This window comes from Streptococcus sp. Marseille-P7376 (assembly GCF_902460385.1).
Taxonomy (GTDB): Bacteria; Bacillota; Bacilli; order Lactobacillales; family Streptococcaceae; genus Streptococcus; species Streptococcus sinensis.
Map to the genome: position 1 here is coordinate 1 of NZ_CABPTS010000002.1, position 20451 is coordinate 20451.

Below are 20451 nucleotides of genomic sequence, written 5' to 3' on the forward strand. Positions count from 1 at the left end.
TGTTCAAATCATGAATCATTTGGATCGAAAATCGCATGAATACAAAGCATTGAAACGCTACTGGAAACTCATTCAACAAGATAGTCGGAAACTCAGCGATAAACGCTTTTATCGTCCGACTTTTCGCATGCACTTGACAAATCAAGAGATTCTTGAAAAGCTACTTTCTTACTCTCAAGAACTCAGAGAACACTATGAGCTTTACCAACTCTTGCTTTTTCATTTTCAAGAGAAACAAGCTGAGCATTTCTTTGGACTCATTGAAGAAACAATTTCTTGTATAAATCCTATCTTTCAGACTGTTTTTAAGACTTTTTTGAAAGATAAGGAAAAGATTATCAACGCTCTTGAACTCACCTACTCAAATGCAAAACTAGAGGCCACTAACAACCTCATCAAAGTTATCAAGCGCAACGCTTTTGGCTTTCGGAACTTTGACAACTTTAGAACTAGAATTCTCATCGCTTTGAATATCAAAAAGGAGAGAACCAATTCGGTCCTCTCCAGATGTTAGCTGACATCAACCCACTACAGTTGACAAAGAGCCCATTTTTTTATTTGCGATACATTTTGACTTGAAGATAGAGGTCATTATAAGTCCCAAGCCATTTTGGTCCTAACTGCTGATAGACTTCTAGATGCTTCATAGTTTCTTCTGTCGGATAGAAAGCCTCATCTTCCTGTATGTCTTCTGGCAGCATAGCCTTGGCAGGAAGATTTGGTGTTGAATAGCCAACATAAAGCGCATTCTTATAAGCATTTTCTGGTCTCAGCATAAAGTTAATAAACTGATAGGCAGCTTTTTTATTTTTGACCGTCTTTGGAATAACGATATTATCAAACCAAAGGTTGCTGGCTTCTGTCGGAACGACATAGCGCAGATCCTCGTTGGCTTCCAGCATTTGACGGGCTTCACCAGAGAAGGTGACGCCTATGGCCGCGTTATTCTGAATCATGTAGCCCTTCATCTCATCAGCGACGATTGCCTTGATGTTAGGCGTCAGAGTATAAAGCTTATCGACAGCTTCCTGCAGCTGCTCTGCATCTTTGGAGTTGAGACTATGACCATTCGAGTTCAGACCAATCCCCATGACTTCGCGGGCTCCGTCAATCATCATGATAGAATTTCTATATTCTGGCTTCCAGAGATCGTTCCAGTGCTCAGGCGCGTGCTCGACCATTTTAGTATTGTAAACAATGCCTAGCGTTCCCCAGAAATAAGGAATAGAATACTGGTTTTCTGGATCAAAAGGTTGATCCAAAAAGTCCGAACCAATATTTTCCAAGCCTTTGATCTGGCTATGGTCCAATTTCTCCACCAAGTTTTCCTTCATCATCTTGGCAATCATGTACTCACTCGGGATGGCAATATCGTAGGTTGTTCCACCTTGCTTGATTTTTGTGTACATGGCTTCATTGGAATCAAAGGTTTCGTACTGAACCTGCACACCTGTCTCCTTGGTAAACTCAGTCAGCAAGTCTGGATCAATGTAATCTCCCCAGTTATAGACAACCAATTTATCACTGCCCTTGCTGTTGGTTCTGCTTTCAATCCGATAGCTAATTCCCCACAAGATCAGGATAATCGCAAGAATCCCTGCTAAAAACGAATAGAGTTTTTTCATGCTGCTTCCTCCTTCTCACGCGTGATAAAGTAATAGCCGATGACTAAAACGATACTAAAGAGAAAGACCAGAGCAGACAAGGCATTGATTTCCAAGGAAATTCCTTGCCGTGCGCGGGAATAGATTTCAACCGAAAGGGTTGAAAAGCCGTTTCCTGTCACAAAGAAGGTCACAGCAAAGTCATCTAGGGAGTAGGTGAAAGCCATAAAGTAGCCGGCAATGATGGCTGGCGTCAGATAAGGCAGCATGATTTCCTTGAGCATCTGGACTTGACTGGCTCCCAAATCATAAGCGGCTTTAATCATATCGTCATTCATTTCTTTCAGCCTTGGCAAAATCATCAGCACCACAATGGGAATTGAAAAGGCGACGTGGCTGGCCAAAACAGATACAAAGCCCAACTGGAATTTAGCCGTGGTAAAGAGAATCAGGAAGCTAGCCCCAATCATAACGTCAGGCGCCACCATCAAAATATTATTGATGGATAAGAAAGCATCCTGATACTTTTTGCGGGCCTGGTAAATATAAATAGCACCAAAAGTTCCGATAATTGTAGCAATGAGTGAAGAAAGAAAGGCTAAGAAAAATGTCTGCACCAAAATCAAAATCAAGCGTGAATCTTCAAACAGCTTTTGAAAATGAACCAGATCAAATCCAGTAAATTTATTCATATCTTCGCCAGCATTGAAAGCATAGGCAATCAAGTAAAAGATCGGAAGATAAAGGATTAGAAACACAATCGCTAAATAGAGATTAGCAAATTTTTTCATCGTTCTCTCCTTTCCTTGGTTGCCCACATGGTGAAGAGCATGGCAATAATCAGAACTACTCCGATTGTTGAGCCCATTCCCCAGTTTTGCGTTGTCAAGAAATGCTGCTCAATGGCCGTACCCAGCGTAATGACACGGTTTCCACCAATTAAACGCGTCAGCATGAAGAGACTGAGACTAGGAATAAAGACTGACTGTACACCACTTCTCACGCCATTCATCGAAAGAGGAAAGACAACATTGCGGAAGGTCTGCCATCGATTGGCACCCAAGTCATAGCTGGCATTGATGAGATTGGGATCCAAATCATCCAAGACGTTGAAAATCGGCAGAATCATAAAGGGCAGCTCAATGTAGCTGGCAACAAAGATAAAAGAAAAGTCAGTAAAAAGAATCTGCTTGGGACCGATACCGATAAAGGTCAGAAATTCATTTACCGATCCGTTTTGTCCAAAAATACCGATAAAGGCGTAAGCCTTAAGCAAAAGATTGATCCAGGTCGGCAGGACAATCAGCATAAGCCAGAGCTGGCGATGCTTGAGCTGGGTCAAAAAATATGCGGTCGGATAAGAAATGAGCAAGGTGACCAAGGTAATAATACCTGCGTAAAACACCGAGTTAAAGCTCATTTTCAGATAGGTCAGATTCTGCGATGTGAAATAAATCCGATAGTTTTCCAGCGTAAACTGACCTTCGATATTAAAGAATGATTTCCAGACAATCATCATCACTGGAGCTAGAACAAAGAGCAGAATCCAAAGAAAATAAGGAACCAGAAAAAGGTTAGAGGTTGTTTTCTTCATCTCTTTCCTCCTCAATGGCATTGATCAGCCCTGCTTCTTGCTCTTCGATTTCTACATACTCTTCAATCCGAGCATCGAATTCTTCTTCTGTTTCATTGAGACGCATGATATGGATATCCTCTGGTTCAAAGTCCAGACCGATTTCTTCTCCGACGATGGCCTTTCGAGTCGAGTGAATCATCCATTCATTGCCGAGCTCATCATAGGCGATAATTTCATAATGAACCCCGCGGAAAAGCTGGGTATCCACTTTTACCTGCAGTTTTCCTTCTTCAGGCAGGGTAATGCGCAAATCCTCTGGACGAATCACCACTTCAACGGATTCGTTTGGTCGCATTCCTCCGTCAACTGCTTCAAAGCGCTTGCCATTGAACTCGACCAAGTAGTCTTCGATCATCTTACCTGGCAGGATATTAGATTCTCCGATAAAAGTCGCAACAAAGTGGTTAATCGGCTCATCATAGATATCTACCGGCGTTCCTGACTGGACAATTTCGCCTTCATTCATGACAAAAATCCAGTCACTCATAGCCAGGGCTTCTTCCTGATCGTGGGTCACAAAGACGAAAGTGATACCGAGGCGCTGCTGCAGTTCCCGGAGCTCATATTGCATGTCCGTACGAAGCTTCAAATCCAGAGCAGAGAGAGGCTCATCCAATAGAACGACTCGTGGCTGATTGATGATGGCACGGGCAATGGCCACCCGCTGGCGTTGCCCACCTGAAAGTTTTCGAATAGAGCGACGCTCAAAGCCTTCCAGTTGAACCATTTTCAGCACTTCAGCAACCCGCTGTTCAATTTCTTTTTTGTCCACCTTCCGAAGCCGCAAAGGAAAGGCCACATTCTCAAAGACATTCATATGTGGGAAAAGGGCATAGGACTGAAAAACTGTGTGAACATCACGTTTATTGGTGGGAATGTCATTAATGCGGACACCATCCAAAAAGATGTCTCCTGTAGTCGCATCCAGTAGCCCTGCAATTATATTGAGGATGGTTGATTTCCCAGAGCCAGAAGCCCCTAGAAGCGTGTAAAATTTCCCTTCTTCTAATTCAAAGTTGATATCTTTGAGAACGATGGTATTATTGTCTTCAAAAACTTTTGAAACGTTTTTGAACTCAATGATTGGTTTTTTCAATTGACATAAATTCCTTCTTTTCCATGTATTAACAGATTTTTGGTTCTGTCAGACCACAAAGACCTCTCGAGGGCTACTATGGCCCTGCATACTTGCGATATCGATAGGCTTTCACCCCCTTTACTAAGATACACATGGATAGTTGCTATTCCAAATACTTGGACAAACCTAGGAACTAGAAATCAGAAAGAACTAGTCTGACAAATTGCTTGTCGAACTATAAAGCTTCTCCGATGATTCTAACTTCGCGTTCCAGAGTGACCCCAGAATGCTCTTTTACTGTTTGAATAACGTGGGCAATCAGATTTTCATAATCACTAGCCGTACCATGATCGACGTTAATCATAAAACCAGCATGTTTTTCTGAAACCTCTACACCACCGATTCGACAGCCTTTTAAACCAGCCTCACTAATCAACTGCCCGGCAAAATGCCCTAGCGGACGCTTGAATACTGAACCGCAAGATGGGTATTCCAAAGGTTGCTTGAGTTCACGCAGATGGGTCAAGCGTTCCATTTCATGACGAATATTTCGATGAACACCAGGTGCCAAGGCAAACTTAGCCGAAATCACAACGTCACCTGTTTCCTGAACAAGTGAATGACGATAGCCAAATCGCATATCACGAGCATCTAGGGTCTTAATTTCCCCCTCCGGCGTCAAGACCTTACAAGAAACCAGCACATGACCGATTTCACCACCATAAGCGCCAGCATTCATAAAGACAGCGCCACCGACACTACCTGGAATACCGCAGGCAAATTCAAAGCCTGTTAAGCTATGATGCAGAGCAATACGCGTTGTCTGAATCAGATTTGCCCCTGCTTCAGCCTCAATTGTGTAACCATCCACTGCTACATTGTTTAATTTGTCAAACATGATGACAAAGCCCCGAATACCGCCGTCCCGTACAATAATATTGCTGGCATTCCCTAACACCAGCCAAGGGATGTTTTCACGATTGGCGAATTTGACAATTCTAGCCAGCTCATACCGATTGCGCGGAAAAACTAAGAAATCAGCCGCTCCTCCTACCTTTGTGTAGGTATATTGACTCAAAGGTTCATTGAAGCGAATGTCAATTCCTTCTAATTCAGCATTAAATTTTTCTAAGTTTTGCATGATTTACTCTCTTTTTTACAAAATACACTCTATTATATCAAAATTATATGACATTTACGATAATTTGAATAAAAAAGCTGATAAATATCTAGCTAGACTATTGCTAATTTTACTCCACATCAAAGCAATTTTAAGGTTGAGAGGCTATAGAGACAGCAAATAGAACCCAAACTCAAAATGAGTTTGGGTTCTATTTTACCCAACAATCGCTTCAGCAATCTCTTCTTTGCTGATACCGGCAAAATAGCGGGTAATATCAATCGTTTCCAGTGCTTTGAGGACATCCTCACGTTCATAGCGAACGCCGCGAAGGACATCTTCTACAGCTGCGACGTCTTCGATACCAAAGAAGTCACCATAAATCTTGATATCTTGGATTTTAGACTCGATAACATTGGCAAAAACTTCGACCTTACCGCTAGGGAATTTTGTTCCACGACGGATGTTAAATTCAGGTGATTTGCCGTAGTTCCAGTCCCAAGTACCGAATTTGGTATCCTTGATACGATTGATTTCCGCCAGTTCTTGGTCCGAAAAGACATACTCTGTCATCTCAGGGTACTCTTTTTTCATATAAGCCAGGAGAAGATCTTTAAATTCTTCAACAGTGATTTTCTCTGGAAGCTCGTCCACAATATTGGTCACACGAGCACGGACAGATTGAACTCCCTTGGATTCAAACTTATCCTTAGAAACCTTAAGAGCATTGGCCAAGACTGACAAATCAACGTCAAAAAGCAAGCAACCGTGGTGCATAATGCGTCCGTTGATGTAGGCTTGGGCATTACCACAGAATTTTTTGCCATCAATTTCCAAGTCATTGCGGCCAGTGAATTCAGCCTTTATCCCAAGCTGAGCCAAGGTATTGATTACAGGCGTTGAGAAAGATTTGAAATCAAAGGCTTTATTCTCATCTTCTTTGGAAATAATCGTGTAGTTCAGGTTGTTCAGATCGTGGTAAACGGCTCCACCACCGCTAATGCGGCGAACCACTTCAATACCATGTTCCCGCACATAGTCGCGGTTGATTTCTTGGATGGTGTTTTGATGGCGCCCGACAATAATCGATGGCTTATTGATCCAGAGCAGGAAAATTTGATCCTCATCAAGGAGATGCTTAAAAGCATACTCCTCGAGAGCGATATTAAAGGCAGTATCATTGCTGTTGTTAATGATATATTTCATTGACGAGACATCCTTTATTTCTTCTTAGGTGAGTGGATAGCCATTCCTAGAACATCCGCAAACGCTTCGTACATCACTTCTGAATAAGTTGGGTGTCCGTGGATGGTCTTGAGCATTTCCTCAACTGTGATTTCCATTTCGATAATGCTTGACGCTTCGTTGATCAATTCTGCCGCTGCAGGACCAATGATGTGGACGCCAAGGATTTCTCCGTATTTCTTATCAGCGATAACTTTAACAAAGCCTTGAGCCGCGTCAGAAGCGATAGCACGACCATTCGCTGCGAAGTTGAATTTACCGATGGCAACATCGTATTTCTCACGAGCTTGTTTTTCGGTCAGACCAACTGCTGCTACTTCAGGAAGAGTATAGATAGCGGCAGGAGTCAAGTTGAGTTTCGCAACAACATGGTTACCTTTAAGGGAATTTTCAGCCGCTACTTCACCCATACGGAAGGCTGCGTGGGCCAACATCTTGGTACCGTTGATATCGCCCGGTGCGTAAATACCTGGAACAGAAGTTTCCATGTACTCGTTGACTTTGATACGGCCACGATCCAGTTCGAACTCAACATCTCCGATACCTTCTAGGTCCGGCACACGTCCGATTGAAAGAAGAGCCTTACTTGCGACAATGTCCTCTTTTCCTTCTACCTTGATACGAAGTTTGCCGTTTTCTTCGATGATTTCTTCCAACTTAGTTTCAGTCAGAATTGTCATCCCCTTGCGTTCCAAGATGAGGCGAAGGTTCTTAGAAACTTCCGCATCCATGGCTGGAACGATACGATCCATCATTTCAATGACAGTGACTTTTGAGCCAAATGTCATGAAGGCTTGACCAAGCTCAATACCAACAACTCCACCACCAATAATAACGAGGCTTTCTGGCACTTCATTCATTTCCAGAATATCATCACTGGTCATAACAAGAGATGATTCCATACCTGGAACATTGATCTTGCTGACTTTTGAACCACTAGCAAGGATGATTTTCTTGGTTTCAAGCAATTCCGAACCATTTACCAAAACATTCTTGTCTTTAGTAATGGTACCAATTCCCTTATGGACATCTACGCCATAGCTTCGGAGAAGGCCAGCAACACCGCCAACTAAGGTATTGACAACTTTAGACTTGGTTGCCAGGAGCTTGTCCATATCAACAGTAAAGTTAGGATTTTCAATGACAATACCGCGATTTGCTGCATGACCGATGTTTTCGATAATTTCAGCATTGTGAAGGTAAGTCTTCGTTGGGATACAGCCACGGTTCAAGCAAGTTCCGCCGAGTTCAGACTTCTCAACCAAGGCAATCTTGCCACCAAGTTGAGCCGCTTTGATGGCTGCTACGTATCCAGCAGGACCACCACCGATAACAACGATATCGTAAGCATCATCGCTCTTACCATCATCATTTGAGGCACTTACTGCAGGTGCAGGGCTAGCTGCTGGCGCTGCTGCTCCTGCTGTTGGGATATTTTCGCCTTCTTCACCAAGGTAACCGATAACCTCTGTTACTGGAACGGTTTCGCCATCACCCTTGAGAATGGCAATCAGGTAGCCATCTTCTTCTGCTTCCAATTCCATGCTGACCTTGTCAGTCATGATTTCCAAAAGGATTTCCCCTTCTTTGACAAATTCGCCGACTTTTTTATTCCATTGGACAATTTGTCCTTCGGTCATATCCACGCCGGCTTTTGGCATAATTACTTCTAAAGCCATTTTTCTTTCCTTTTCTAACTAGTTTTTCATTTGCTAAGTGCCTCTTTGCTTTTTAGAATAGCAAAGAAAATCTTATACCAACATTGAAATTGGGTCTTCAATCAAAGCCTTCAAGTCCTTCATAAACTTAGCTCCAGCCATTCCATCAACTACACGGTGGTCAATAGTCAAGCCCAGACTCATAATTGGACGGATAACAATTTCGCCATTAACAACGACAGGTTTTTCAACCGTTGAGCTGACACCCAAAATAGCAGAGTTTGGTTGGTTGATGATTGGCCCAAAGGACTGAACGCCAAACATTCCCAAATTACTGATTGTGAAGGTTGAGTTTTGCAGTTCGCTCGGTGCCAACTTACCATCCAACGTACGTCCGATAACGTCTTTAAAGGCTACAACCAACTCTGACAAGCTCATTTTTTCTGCGTTGTAGACAACTGGTGTCATCAGGCCATTGTCCATACCGACCGCCATAGCCAAATTCACATAATTGTGAGTGATGATAGTTTTACCATCTTCAGTCAAGGAAGCGTTGATGTATGGGTGCTTCATCAATGTCTTGACAACAGCAAGAGAAAGCAGGTCTGTGACCGTTACTTTTTTTCCAGTAGCTTCCATGATTGGCTCTAGCACTTTTTTACGCAAGGCCAGCATTTCTGTCATATCGACATCGTAGTTGAGAGTGAAGGTTGGTGCCGTCAGGTAAGATTCTACCATCCGTTGAGCGATGACCTTCCGCATCGGTGTCATCGGAATCCGCTCAATTTCACCGTAAGGAGTAATGTTGTCTGGAACTTCTTCCACTTTCTCGATTTGAGCAGGAGACTTAATCGTATCTGACTCAATATTTTCAGGCAGAAAGGCAAGGACGTCCTTTTTCATAATCTTGCCACGATGGCCAGTTCCTTGAATTTCTTGCCAAGCAATATTATGTTCCTTGGCAATTCGTTTTGCAAGCGGTGAAATACGGACCGCATGGGTATTTTGGTAAGTTTCCACGTCTTCTTTGTGGACACGACCGTTTGAACCTGTGCCAGATACATCGTAAAGGTTAATTCCCAAATCATCTGCTAGTTTTCTGGCAGCAGGAGTCGCTCTAAGCTTTTCGTCAGTCATGACCTCTCCTATTCTAAGTGAGTTTATTCAATGCAGCTTCTGCATTAAGATTTTCTTTTTTATACGAGTTCAATTTACATAAAAAATCTTACATTAACTAAATGTTTTCATTCTTTTTTATTATAGTTTATTCTTTGTGATAAGTCTTACGAATAGCATCTTTGATGCTTTCAACGGTCGGAATCATCGCATTTTCCAAGTTTTGTGCATAAGGCATCGGCACATCTTCACCTGCACAACGGCGGATTGGAGCATCTAGATAGTCAAATGCTTCAGATTCAGAAATAATCGCTGAAATTTCACCAATAAAACCGCTAGTTTTGTGGGCATCATTGACCAGAACGACCTTCCCAGTCTTCTTAACAGAATTGATGATAATATCCTTATCAAGCGGCACCAATGTACGTGGATCAACCACTTCTACAGAGATACCTTCTTCTGCCAATTCTTCAGCAGCTTGAACCACACGTCGTAGCATTTTACCGTAAGTAACAACTGTTACATCGGTACCTTCTTTTTTGATTTCGCCAACACCAAGTGGGATTACATACTCAGGATCTAGTGGCACCTCGCCTTTTTGGTTAAATTCAGACTTGTATTCCAGGATAATGACTGGGTTGTTGTCTCGGATAGAAGCCTTGAGAAGGCCTTTCATATCTGCCGGAGTTCCTGGAGCGACTACCTTAAGCCCTGGAATGTGGGTAAACCAAGATTCCAAAGACTGCGAGTGCTGAGCAGCAGAACCAACTCCATTACCTGCTGCACAGCGGACAGTAATTGGCACTTGGCCTTTTCCGCCAAACATATAACGCGTTTTAGCGGCTTGGTTGACAATAGCATCCATGGCGATAACAGAGAAGTCCATGAAGGTCATATCGACGATTGGACGTAGTCCTGTCATGGCTGCTCCAGCAGCTGCTCCAGAAATAGCTGCTTCAGAAATTGGACAGTCACGCACACGCTCAGGTCCAAACTCTTCCAGCATACCAACAGATGTTCCGAAATCTCCACCAAAGACTCCGACATCTTCTCCCATCAAGAGTACATTTTCATCGCGACGCATTTCCTCAGACATAGCGAGGATAATGGTGTCACGAAAAGACATAGTTTTAGTTTCCATTTTCTTTTTTCTCCTCTCTTTAGTCTGCGTAAATATCTTCAAAGGCAGATTCAAGCGGCGGGAATGGGCTTTCTTCTGCAAACTTGACAGATGCTTCTACTGCTTCTTTGACACTAGCTTGGATTGCTTCCAGCTCTTCCTCGCTTGCAATCTTGTTTTCCAGCAAGTATTTACGAAGATATTCGATTGGATCTTTTTTCTTCCATTCTTCTACTTCTTCACGAGTACGGTATTTACCTGGGTCAGAAGAAGAGTGTCCCAACCAACGATAAGTTACGCTCTCAATCAAGACAGGTCCTTTACCACTGCGAACATGCTCCACAGCCTTTTGGAAACCTTCATAGACATCCAGAACATTATTGCCATCTTCGATGAACATACCTGGAATGCCATAAGCTGCACTGCGCTCGTGGATGTGCTCTACATTGGTCATTTTCTTGATGTCAGCAGAAATGCCATAGCCGTTATTGATACAATAGAAAATAACTGGAAGATTCCAGATAGAAGCCATATTGACTGCTTCATGGAAGACACCTTCGTTGGTAGCACCGTCACCAAAGAAGCAGACAACAATCTTACCGGTCTTATGCATTTGCTGGGTCAGAGCTGCTCCGACAGCGATTCCCATACCACCGCCAACGATACCATTGGCACCAAGGTTTCCGGCATCTAAGTCAGCAATGTGCATAGAGCCGCCTTTTCCTTTACAAGTACCATTGTACTTACCAAGGATTTCAGCCATCATACCATTTAGGTCGATACCTTTAGCAATGGCTTGACCATGCCCACGGTGATTTGAAGTGATCAAATCATCAGGATTTAAAGCAAGCATCGCTCCTACATTTGCAGCCTCCTCACCAACTGAAAAGTGGGTCATGCCCGGAACTTTTCCTTTTTTTACAAGTTGTGCAATTTTCAAATCCATGCGACGGATTTCTTCCATCTTACGGAACATCTCTAACAAAAGATCTTTATCTAAAGTTGACATATTTTTGCCTTTCTAAGCATCATTCTATAGACACATTTTATCCAAAGCTGTAAGCCCTGTCAAAATTTATGCTTAGAAAATTTCACAAAGAAAAATTGGCATATCGCATAGATACACCAGTTTTGGCTAGAAAATTAATATTTTCACAAACTTTAGACTACATTGATTACTTAACAATAGCCCTATCATTTTTCTATTTCAATGACTTCATCTGCCATGTCCGAAATTATCGGATTATGAGTTGCTATGATAATCACTCGCTCCTCACTTTTTAAAGAACCATTAAATTTGTAATAATTAACGACCAAACTCGAAGAGCGACTTGTTGAATCTTTTGCTTTATTCAGCCCTTGAGGCAATTTCTCCTGACCATATAACTCATATCGAATATTTTTATCGCTATTCTCATCAGAAACTTGCACCATACGACCGATGAGGGTCGTGTTTCCCTCTGCGAGTTTATCCAATTCAGTTTTGATATTTTCATATTTGAAAGTTTCGCTGGCAGAAAAGACAAAGACTGAAGAATATAAATCATAAGTTAAACATTGGTTTGTAATTGAAAACACCCACAAAAAGAAAATCAACAGCATAACATTGGAAAAAACAAGAAAAATTCGCTTCATAATTTCTCTCTTTTCTAGCAAACAAAAAGAGGTGGCTGACCGCCACCTCCAGACATTCATGAATCTTACTCTAAAATAATGCAATAGATTTCAAATTATCTCTCGTATTCTAACTCTATTAGACACTATATGTATGTGCTAAACAAATGATTGCTGTGCCTGACGTTTTGCATGGTGTCGAAAACTATTGTGCGGCATCGTCCACTTTCTTCCCAAAATCTACCACCATTTGATCAAGCTCCTCGCGGCTTGGAGTCGTCAGCATATAGAGAACATCGCCCTGAAGCTCTGCGAAAGCTGCTGGCATATCTTTTTTGACTTTAAAGTTATCCCGATATTTTTCAAGCAAGTCTGCCTCTGAATAAGCATAATGTGAGGTCGAACGGCGAGCGGTTGCCAAGCAGAATAATGGCTCCATGTGTGACCCAGGAAATGGTTCGCCTGCTACAATAGCAGCATAACCCTTATAAAGATCGATTGAATGAGCGTAATTATAAACATCAATTGTAAAACCACCGGCCGGTCGATTATTGTATTCTAGGGCGATATAATCACCATCTTGACGGAAAAATTCTATGTGGAAAAAGCGCTCTTTCATGCCAAACGTTTTGACAATCGCTTCCCCATATTCACGAAGTTTTGGATCCATATCCTTGAGGATGTAATAGGAATTATCTGCTTTATAGAGCATCAAATCAAGCGGTGTGTGCGCATAGTCAAAGGTTGTTGAAAAGACAATATTTCCATTAGAATCAATCAGTCCATCAAAAGTACAAATCTCACTTGAAGTCACAAATTTTTCAAAGAAATAAACTGTTTCCTGATCCCATTCTGCCTTGAAACGATCAACATCTGCTCCTGTTTCAAGCTTGAAAGTGGCTGCTGCTCCAACACCATTGTCTGGCTTGGCAATCAGGGGCAGACCGATTTTATTGACAGCCAAATCCACACCGGACAGAGTTTTAACAACCTGACCTGGAACAACTGGCACACCAGCCTTTTTGAAGAATTTCTTCATTTCAGACTTAAACTTGGTCTTTTTCAGATCTTTTGGTTTGGCTCCGAAAATATTAAATTGCTCTCGCAACTGGGCATCCTGCTCCAGCCAGTATTCATTGTGGGACTCGATGCGGTCAATTGGGCCATGTTTGTAGAAAAGGAAAGCAACTGCACGTTTGACTTCATCCAGATTTTCTAAATTTTCAACACGGAAATACTCAGTTAAAGCATCTTTCAACGGCTGATCTAGTTGGTCATAAGGCTCCTGACCGATACCAAGTACTGTAATGCCCTTGTTGGCCAGCTCAATTGTAAACTGCTGAAAATTTTGCGGATAGTAAGGGGAGATAACGATATAATTCATAGTAAGACTTCCTTTCTACTTGACATTTTAAAGATTTAACTGACTTAGGAAATAAGGCATCTGCTTGCGCCACCAAATCCAATCATGGGCCACATCATGCCCCCACTCAGAGAACCAAGCTGGAATATTTTTGTGCTCAAAAGCTTCTTTTAGGGTATAGAAGGATGGCAGGCCATCTTGTTCCCAATCACCCAGGCCAGTACAAATAATGATATCTGCTTGACGGTAACGGTCGATGAACCAACCGTCGTTTTGGTTCCAGATATAGTCAGCTGGCGAGTTTTGATAAATGGCTTCGTCGTTCAAATTGTCACCGACAAAAAAGCGAGCGTCGTAAACTCCGCTAAGGGCAATCACTTTATTGAAAACATCCGGATGCTGGAGGAAGAAATTAACAGCGTGATAAGCTCCCATAGAACAGCCGGTCGTCATCATTGGGTCAAACCAGCCTGTCTTGTGCTTGATAAACGGAATCGCTTCTTCAATGACATAACGCTCATAAGCACGGTGCATCTCAGCACGATCGTGGGGATGCTTCCAGTCAGCCAGCCAGCTTTCGCTATCCACGCTGCTCAAAGTGAAAAACTGAACCTTCCCTGTCTCGATGAACCAAGAGCAGGCTTCAATCATGCCAAAATCAGCATATTCATTGTGAGTGCCACCTGACGAAGCAAAGACCACTACTGGAATACCAGCATGACCATAACGATTGATATACATTTCTCGGCCTAGATTTCCACTCCAATGACTTAAAAATTCTACATGCATTTGTTTTCTCCTTTTAGCTTCTTTTCCTACCACTTTTCACTGATAAAGCGGAAACAGTCGGGTAGATTCTCTGCCCAGTCTACTTCATTGTGAATCGCTCCGGACTGGATTTTGATGTGCAGATTATCCAGCTCCACACCAGTAGCAATCAGCTGACGGTAATAACTGAGCGAAGAATCGATATAGGCTTGTTTGATATTACCTGCCATGAGGGTCTTGTCCGTATCATCAGCTTCCTCCGTTCCAACATAGATGAAAATCCGCTGGTCAGGTTGTAGCTTCTGACGCTCTATATAACGGTCAAAGGCTTCCTGATGGAGCCAGTTAGCTGATGAAAAAACACCCAGACAGCCGACTTGGTCTTGATACTCAATGCCTATAAACTGAGTGATATTGCCCCCCAATGAGGAACCAATCATAGCTGTATGCTGGCGATCAGCCTTCGTCCGATAGTTTTCGTCAATAAAAGGTTTGACGACATCCATAACGAACTCTGCATACTCTGTTCCCTTACCGCCGAACTGAATACCAGGAATATTGGACTCTTGAAACTTCCAGGCTGAGTATTCATTCATTCGTCTCGGACCGTCGTTATCAATGGCTACGACTATCATTTTTTCAATATCGGGATTGCGCTTGATTGTCGGAATAACTTTCCAAGAATGGCCACTGAAAGACTCCTTGCTGTAAAGGATGTTTTGCCCATCGTGAAAATAGACGACTGGGTAAGTCTGCTTGGTGTCTTGAGCATAGTTTTTTGGAAGTAAAACCCTCACGCGTCGTTTTTGCTTGGTATAAGGAACCACCAACTCATGGGTTTTCATATCAAGGTAGAAATATGATTTATTCATTTTCAGAAAACTTTCTATTTTCAAAAATTTTATTTATTATATCATAAAATTAGTAAAAAAGTTAGGCGTTTCCTAACTTTTTTGAGATTTTCGGTAAAATTCTGCTCTATTTATCTAAATAGGCCTCTAAATCTGCCAATGCCCGCTCAGCAATCTTCTCATAACGCTCTTTCTTGTCACGAATTCGAGGGCCGTCCAGCTCTTTGATAATGCCAAAATTGACATTCATGGGTTGGAAATGCTTGCTGTCAGCATGGGTAACATAATGAGGCAGGCTGCCGATAGCTGTTGTTTCTGGAAAAACAAGTGCTTCTTCTCCCTTGAAGAGTCGAGCGGCATTGATACCAGCGACCAGACCAGAAGCCGCAGACTCAACATAACCTTCAACACCCGTCATCTGACCAGCAAAGAAAAGATTGGGCTGTTTCTTAGAGCGGAAAGTCTGCTCCAGCAGATTTGGAGAGTCCATGTAGGAGTTACGGTGCATGACACCGTAGCGAACAAATTCTGCATTCTCAAGACCAGGAATCATCTGAAAGACACGCTTTTGCTCACCCCACTTGAGATGAGTTTGGAAGCCGACAATGTTGTACAGACTACCTGCTGCATTATCTTGACGAAGCTGCACCACAGCGTATGGCGTCTTAAAATCTCCGTCGCGAGGTCCTTGATAGTCATCTGGATATTCTAAACCAACTGGCTTCATTGGTCCATAAAGCATGGTTTTAATGCCTCGCTTAGCCATGACTTCAATAGGCATGCAGCCTTCAAAGTATTTTTCTTTTTCAAAGGAATTGAGTGGTGCTTCCTCCGCATTGACCAAAGCCTCATGGAAATCCATAAATTCTTGCTTGGTCATAGGCGCATTGAGATAGGCTGCTTCCCCCTTATCATAACGAGATTTGAGATAGACCTTGCTCATATCAATGGTATTGACATCAATGATTGGCGCTGCTGCGTCATAGAAATAAAAACCATCGCCTCCATTGAGCGCATGGATTTTTTCTGCCAAAGCATCGCTGGTCAAAGGCCCTGTCGCAATGACCGTGATGGCATCTTCTGGAATTTCAGTGATTTCCTCACGAATGACTTCAATCAATGGATGATTGGTCACTTGCTCCGTTACTAGCTGCGAAAAACCTTCTCTATCAACTGCTAGAGCGCCACCAGCTGGCACTCGAGTCGCTTCTGCAGCTCTTAAAATGACCGAGTCCAGCCGCCGCATTTCTTCCTTAAGCAGACCGACAGCGTTGGTCAGCGCATCTCCGCGCAGGGAGTTAGAGCAGACAAGTTCGGCAAAGTCCGCAGTTTTATGTTGGGGTGTTGACTTGACACCCCGCATTTCATAGAGTTTGACTGGGATTCCGCGCTTGGCAATCTGGTAAGCTGCTTCACTGCCCGCAAGACCAGCTCCGATAACATTGATATAGGATGATGACATGATACTCTCCCTTGGATATTTCTAGATTTTCACTCTGACCATTATAACAAAAAGCTAGTAAAAAAGACAGACAGGAGAAGTCCCGTCTGTCCATCATTTTGCCATTTTTTCCAAGTAAGCAATCTTAGCAAAATCCTTATGATTGTTATTCTCGTTACGGTAAGAATCTTGAGAAGAAGCGCGGTAGATACCCAAAAAGTGCTCTGCATTCGGCAGTAGAAATTCAACATCTTCAACTTCTTTTCGAGTCAACTTCTCTAGCGGCACACCAGCGAATGCCTCCAAGGTTTCCATGACCCCAAATTCAACAGACAAGCCTTCTTTTTGAAATTCATGCTCGTGCAGATCGACCAAACGATAGCCCAAGCGATCCATCATGGGTTCAATCTTGTCCATATTATAAATACGCTCTTCATCAGGTGCTTCCCAGCCACGCTCATCACCGTGAACGTGAATGTCGATATCACGCGCCTGCCAGTCAAGTCCTGTAACCAGCTCCAGTCCCAGAGAGCCCATCAGCAGTGGAACAATTCCCATCTTATTCAGTTGAGACGCGATTTTAAGAAATTCGGCAAATTTATCTGTCATAGCCTGTTCCTTATTTTTTAAAATAGATTGAACAATACAACTTATTTCACTTTTTCCTCTTGATAGTCGCCATTGCTGCAGACCACCTGCTTACCGCCGCCGCGAACTTTCTTTTCAACTAGATAGTGGTCGCATTTTGGACAGTTACGTCCGACTGGCTTGTCCCAAGATGTGAAATCACAATCTGGATAACGATCACAGCCATAGAAAATGCGATTTCGCTTAGTCTTACGCTCGATAACTTGACCTTTCTGGCACTGTGGACAGGTCACGCCGATTTCCTTGACAATAGCTTGAGTGTGACGACAGTCAGGGAAATTACTACAAGCATAGAACTTGCCAAATCGACCCAACTTGATAACCATGGGACTGCCGCAGACCTCACAGTCAAAACCGGCTGGCTCATCCTTGATTTGGATTTTCTCCATCTCAGACTCAGCTTTAGCCACTTCCTTTTCAAAAGGTTGATAAAACTCGTCAATAACTTTCTGCCACTGCTCTTTTCCGACTTCTACATCATCCAGTTTTGCTTCCATTTCGGCTGTAAATTTCACATTTACGATGCCTGGGAAGAATTCGACAATTAGTGAATTGACAATCTCACCTAGTTCCGTCGGCTCAAAGCGCTTGGAAACCAGCTTAACATAGTAGCGTTTCTGAATGGTCTCAATAGTCGGTGCATAGGTAGATGGCCGACCAACACCATTTTCTTCCAAGGTCTTGATGAGAGTCGCTTCAGAATAACGAGCAGGTGGCTGGGTAAAATGCTGTTCTGGATTGGTATTGACACGTTTGACTGTGTTCCCCTCTTCCATGTCTGGCAGCATTTTATTTTTGTCAGAGTCGTTGTAAATAGCCAGATAACCATCAAACTTGACCTGACTGCCGTTGGCAGCAAATTGGACACCATTTTGCCCCAGCTTAACATTCATAGTATCAAAGACTGCTGCAGTCATTTGGCTGGCAACAAAGCGGTTCCAAATCAGCGTATAGAGCTTAAGTTGATCCTTATCCAGATACTTTGCGATACTTTCCGGTGTATTGAAGACGCTGGAAGGACGAATGGCTTCGTGGGCATCTTGAGCCCCAGAAGCATTCTTAGCCTTGCTGCCATGTTTGGAATATTTGGCGCCAAATTTATCCGTGATAAAGCTTGCTGCTTCATTTTGCGCCACAGGGCTGATGCGAGTCGAGTCGGTACGCATATACGTGATCAGACCTTGGACGCCAGAACCGATATTAATCCCCTCATAGAGCTGCTGAGCCACCATCATGGTCTTACGAGTTCGGAAATTAATCTTATTAGCGGCATCCTGCTGCATAGAGGAAGTCGTGTAGGGCAGCGGAGCATTGCGTCGACGCTCTTTCTTTTCGACACTGTCGACTGTAAAGTCATCACCCTTGAGGTGAGACAGAACTTCTTTGACCTCATCGTTATTAGTCAGCTTCATCTTTTTACCATTCATACCGTAAAAGCTGGCTTGAAATTGACGAGTTCCTTTCTTGAAGGTTCCGTCAATCGTCCAGTATTCTTCCGGTTTGAAGGCGTTGATTTCATTTTCCCGATCGATAATCAGCTTGAGAGCGACAGACTGCACCCGACCGGCCGACAAGCCTTTTTTGACTTTTTTCCAGAGAATAGGAGAAATGGAATAACCAACCAAGCGGTCCAGAACTCGACGAGCCTGCTGCGCATCAACTAAATTCATATCAATCTGACGCGGCTCTTTAAAAGCATTTTTGACAGCATCTTTGGTGATTTCATTGAAGACGACACGGTTTTTCTCTTGTTCATCTAGATTAAGAATATGAGCCAGATGCCAGGAAATAGCTTCTCCTTCGCGGTCCGGGTCACTTGCCAGAAAAACTTGCTTGGCTTTCTTTGCTTCTTTTTTCAAGTCATTAATCAAAGGACCTTTGCCACGGATATTGATGTACTGCGGCTCATAGTTATTCTCAAAATCGATGGACATGGTGGACTTTTTCAGGTCTCGAATATGTCCCACACTGGCTAGAACCTTATAGTTTCGTCCCAGATATTTTTCTATTGTTTTTGCCTTGGCAGGCGACTCTACGATGACAAGATTTTTCTTGGTCGTAGATTTTTTCTTTGTTTTTGTTACCAATTTAGACACCTTCTATCAGAAATAAAATCTCATAGAGTGTAAACTATTTTTTGATAGATGTCAACTACTAACTTTTCTTATAGGAAAACTTGTTTTAAAAATCAAACTCAGAAAGGACGTCAGAGCCTGATGTGATGCACTTTGCGCCCTCTTGAATCAAATGATGGCAACCGTCAGATTTTCCATCCAAAATTGATCCCGGAATTGCAAAAACATCCCGCCCTTCTTCCATTGCTCGCTCGCAGGTAATGAGACTGCCCGACCGCATTTTGGCTTCCGCCACAATGACGCCTCGGCAGAGACCGGCTATAATGCGATTCCGCTCTGGAAAATGAAATTTTAAAGGCTGTTCACCTGGACCATACTCCGTCAGCAATAGATGATTCTTACCAATATAAGCCTGTAATTTTTTATTGGCCTTGGGATAAAAAACATCCAAGCCCGTCCCAATAACAGCGATTGTCTGCCCCCCGTTTTGCAGGGCAGCCATGTGAGCTACGGTATCAATCCCACGAGCCAGTCCGCTGACGATGACCAGTTCGTTATTAAGCTCTTTGACAATCTTTTGAACCGAAGCATTGCCTTGCTTACTGCTATCTCGGCTGCCAACGACTGCAGCCTTAGGCAGCTCTAGCAGGTCTAGATTTCCCTGATAAAAGAGAAGAGTCGGAGCATCATAAATCTCGCATAAATCCCAAGGGTAAACATCGTCCAAGATAGAAAAGGATGGAAATCGGTCAAACTCTTCCTTCAAAGCTTGCAGATCGAGCCGCTTGTACTTTTCCATAAAGAGAGCAGGATTGCGGCATTCAGACACGACAGCCTTGTCTCGCAAAGAAAGCTCACTCTCTCTAGTCTCGGCATATCTCAAAACATTTAAGACCTGATGATTGGTCAAACCAGCTTTTTTCATTTTATAAATTTCAAAATTATTCATTTTTTCACCTCACTTTATTATTCGTAAAAGAAATAAAAAAGAGCTGAAAGACAGCTCAATTTTGAAAATCTTAGATTATAGTCTGTGATTACCCAAGCTGATTCAACAATGCCTGATAGATCCCAACTGTCTGGCATAAAGGTCTTGGTGACGGAGTTGATTTCC

Annotated in this window: 19 protein-coding genes; 1 reads left to right on the plus strand and 18 read right to left on the minus strand. The window is 42.9% G+C overall.

Features of this window, described 5'->3' with window-relative positions:
- Positions 1–514: transposase (locus FZ952_RS01560; protein WP_148880368.1), on the plus strand; the 514-nt coding region annotated here is incomplete at its 5' end.
- Positions 515–554: 40 nt separating this feature from the next.
- Here the strand turns inward: FZ952_RS01560 and FZ952_RS01565 are convergent.
- The 18 genes from FZ952_RS01565 to dprA form a co-directional block, all read right to left on the minus strand.
- Positions 555–1625 (minus strand): ABC transporter substrate-binding protein, encoded by a 1071-nt coding sequence (locus FZ952_RS01565; RefSeq protein WP_148880369.1) that lies wholly within the window; start codon positions 1623–1625, stop codon positions 555–557.
- A complete protein-coding gene (locus FZ952_RS01570) occupies positions 1622–2395 on the minus strand; it encodes an ABC transporter permease (RefSeq protein ID WP_062198374.1) in 774 nt (257 codons plus the stop codon). The genes FZ952_RS01565 and FZ952_RS01570 overlap by 4 nt, the downstream gene beginning before the upstream one ends.
- The gene (locus FZ952_RS01575; protein ID WP_125373028.1) at positions 2392–3198 is read right to left on the minus strand and encodes an ABC transporter permease; all 807 of its coding nucleotides are present in this window, start codon (positions 3196–3198) and stop codon (positions 2392–2394) included. The genes FZ952_RS01570 and FZ952_RS01575 overlap by 4 nt, the downstream gene beginning before the upstream one ends.
- Positions 3179–4336, minus strand: a complete 1158-nt coding sequence (locus FZ952_RS01580) for an ABC transporter ATP-binding protein (RefSeq protein WP_148880370.1) — start codon at positions 4334–4336, stop codon at positions 3179–3181. Before FZ952_RS01580 ends, FZ952_RS01575 begins: the two co-directional genes overlap by 20 nt.
- A 217-nt stretch (positions 4337–4553) precedes the next feature.
- Complete coding sequence (gene murB, locus FZ952_RS01585; RefSeq protein ID WP_062198381.1) at positions 4554–5459, minus strand: UDP-N-acetylmuramate dehydrogenase; 906 nt, start codon at positions 5457–5459, stop codon at positions 4554–4556.
- A 195-nt stretch (positions 5460–5654) separates the two neighbouring features.
- A complete protein-coding gene (locus FZ952_RS01590; protein ID WP_148880371.1) occupies positions 5655–6644 on the minus strand; it encodes a lipoate--protein ligase in 990 nt (329 codons plus the stop codon).
- Between the two features lie 14 nt (positions 6645–6658).
- Positions 6659–8362, minus strand: a complete 1704-nt coding sequence (lpdA, locus tag FZ952_RS01595) for a dihydrolipoyl dehydrogenase (protein ID WP_148880372.1) — start codon at positions 8360–8362, stop codon at positions 6659–6661.
- Positions 8363–8434: 72 nt separating this feature from the next.
- Positions 8435–9478, minus strand: a complete 1044-nt coding sequence (locus FZ952_RS01600) for a dihydrolipoamide acetyltransferase (RefSeq protein WP_148880373.1) — start codon at positions 9476–9478, stop codon at positions 8435–8437.
- 127 nt (positions 9479–9605) lie between these two features.
- A complete protein-coding gene (locus tag FZ952_RS01605) occupies positions 9606–10598 on the minus strand; it encodes an alpha-ketoacid dehydrogenase subunit beta (protein ID WP_148880374.1) in 993 nt (330 codons plus the stop codon).
- A gap of 19 nt (positions 10599–10617) precedes the next feature.
- Positions 10618–11586, minus strand: a complete 969-nt coding sequence (locus FZ952_RS01610; RefSeq protein ID WP_062198391.1) for a thiamine pyrophosphate-dependent dehydrogenase E1 component subunit alpha — start codon at positions 11584–11586, stop codon at positions 10618–10620.
- 185 nt (positions 11587–11771) lie between these two features.
- Positions 11772–12212 carry a hypothetical protein gene (locus FZ952_RS11710; protein WP_262366315.1) on the minus strand — a complete coding sequence of 147 codons (441 nt, stop codon included), beginning with the start codon at positions 12210–12212 and terminating at the stop codon, positions 11772–11774.
- A 184-nt stretch (positions 12213–12396) separates the two neighbouring features.
- Positions 12397–13575: an acetyl-CoA carboxylase biotin carboxylase subunit family protein gene (locus FZ952_RS01620; protein WP_148880375.1), complete on the minus strand. Its 1179-nt coding sequence runs from the start codon at positions 13573–13575 to the stop codon at positions 12397–12399.
- Between the two features lie 27 nt (positions 13576–13602).
- Positions 13603–14343, minus strand: a complete 741-nt coding sequence (locus tag FZ952_RS01625) for an esterase family protein (protein WP_148880376.1) — start codon at positions 14341–14343, stop codon at positions 13603–13605.
- A gap of 26 nt (positions 14344–14369) precedes the next feature.
- On the minus strand, positions 14370–15194 hold the full coding sequence (locus tag FZ952_RS01630; protein WP_148880377.1) for an alpha/beta hydrolase: 825 nt from the start codon (positions 15192–15194) through the stop codon (positions 14370–14372).
- Positions 15195–15300: 106 nt separating this feature from the next.
- Positions 15301–16635 carry a methylenetetrahydrofolate--tRNA-(uracil(54)-C(5))-methyltransferase (FADH(2)-oxidizing) TrmFO gene (gene trmFO / locus FZ952_RS01635; protein ID WP_148880378.1) on the minus strand — a complete coding sequence of 445 codons (1335 nt, stop codon included), beginning with the start codon at positions 16633–16635 and terminating at the stop codon, positions 15301–15303.
- Positions 16636–16728: 93 nt separating this feature from the next.
- Positions 16729–17223 carry a phosphoribosylanthranilate isomerase gene (locus FZ952_RS01640; protein ID WP_148880379.1) on the minus strand — a complete coding sequence of 165 codons (495 nt, stop codon included), beginning with the start codon at positions 17221–17223 and terminating at the stop codon, positions 16729–16731.
- A 41-nt stretch (positions 17224–17264) separates the two neighbouring features.
- Positions 17265–19358 (minus strand): type I DNA topoisomerase, encoded by a 2094-nt coding sequence (gene topA / locus FZ952_RS01645; protein WP_148880380.1) that lies wholly within the window; start codon positions 19356–19358, stop codon positions 17265–17267.
- An 85-nt stretch (positions 19359–19443) separates the two neighbouring features.
- Positions 19444–20286, minus strand: coding sequence for a DNA-processing protein DprA (dprA, locus tag FZ952_RS01650; RefSeq protein WP_037614933.1), 843 nt, complete (start codon positions 20284–20286; stop codon positions 19444–19446).
- Positions 20287–20451 lie beyond the last annotated feature (165 nt).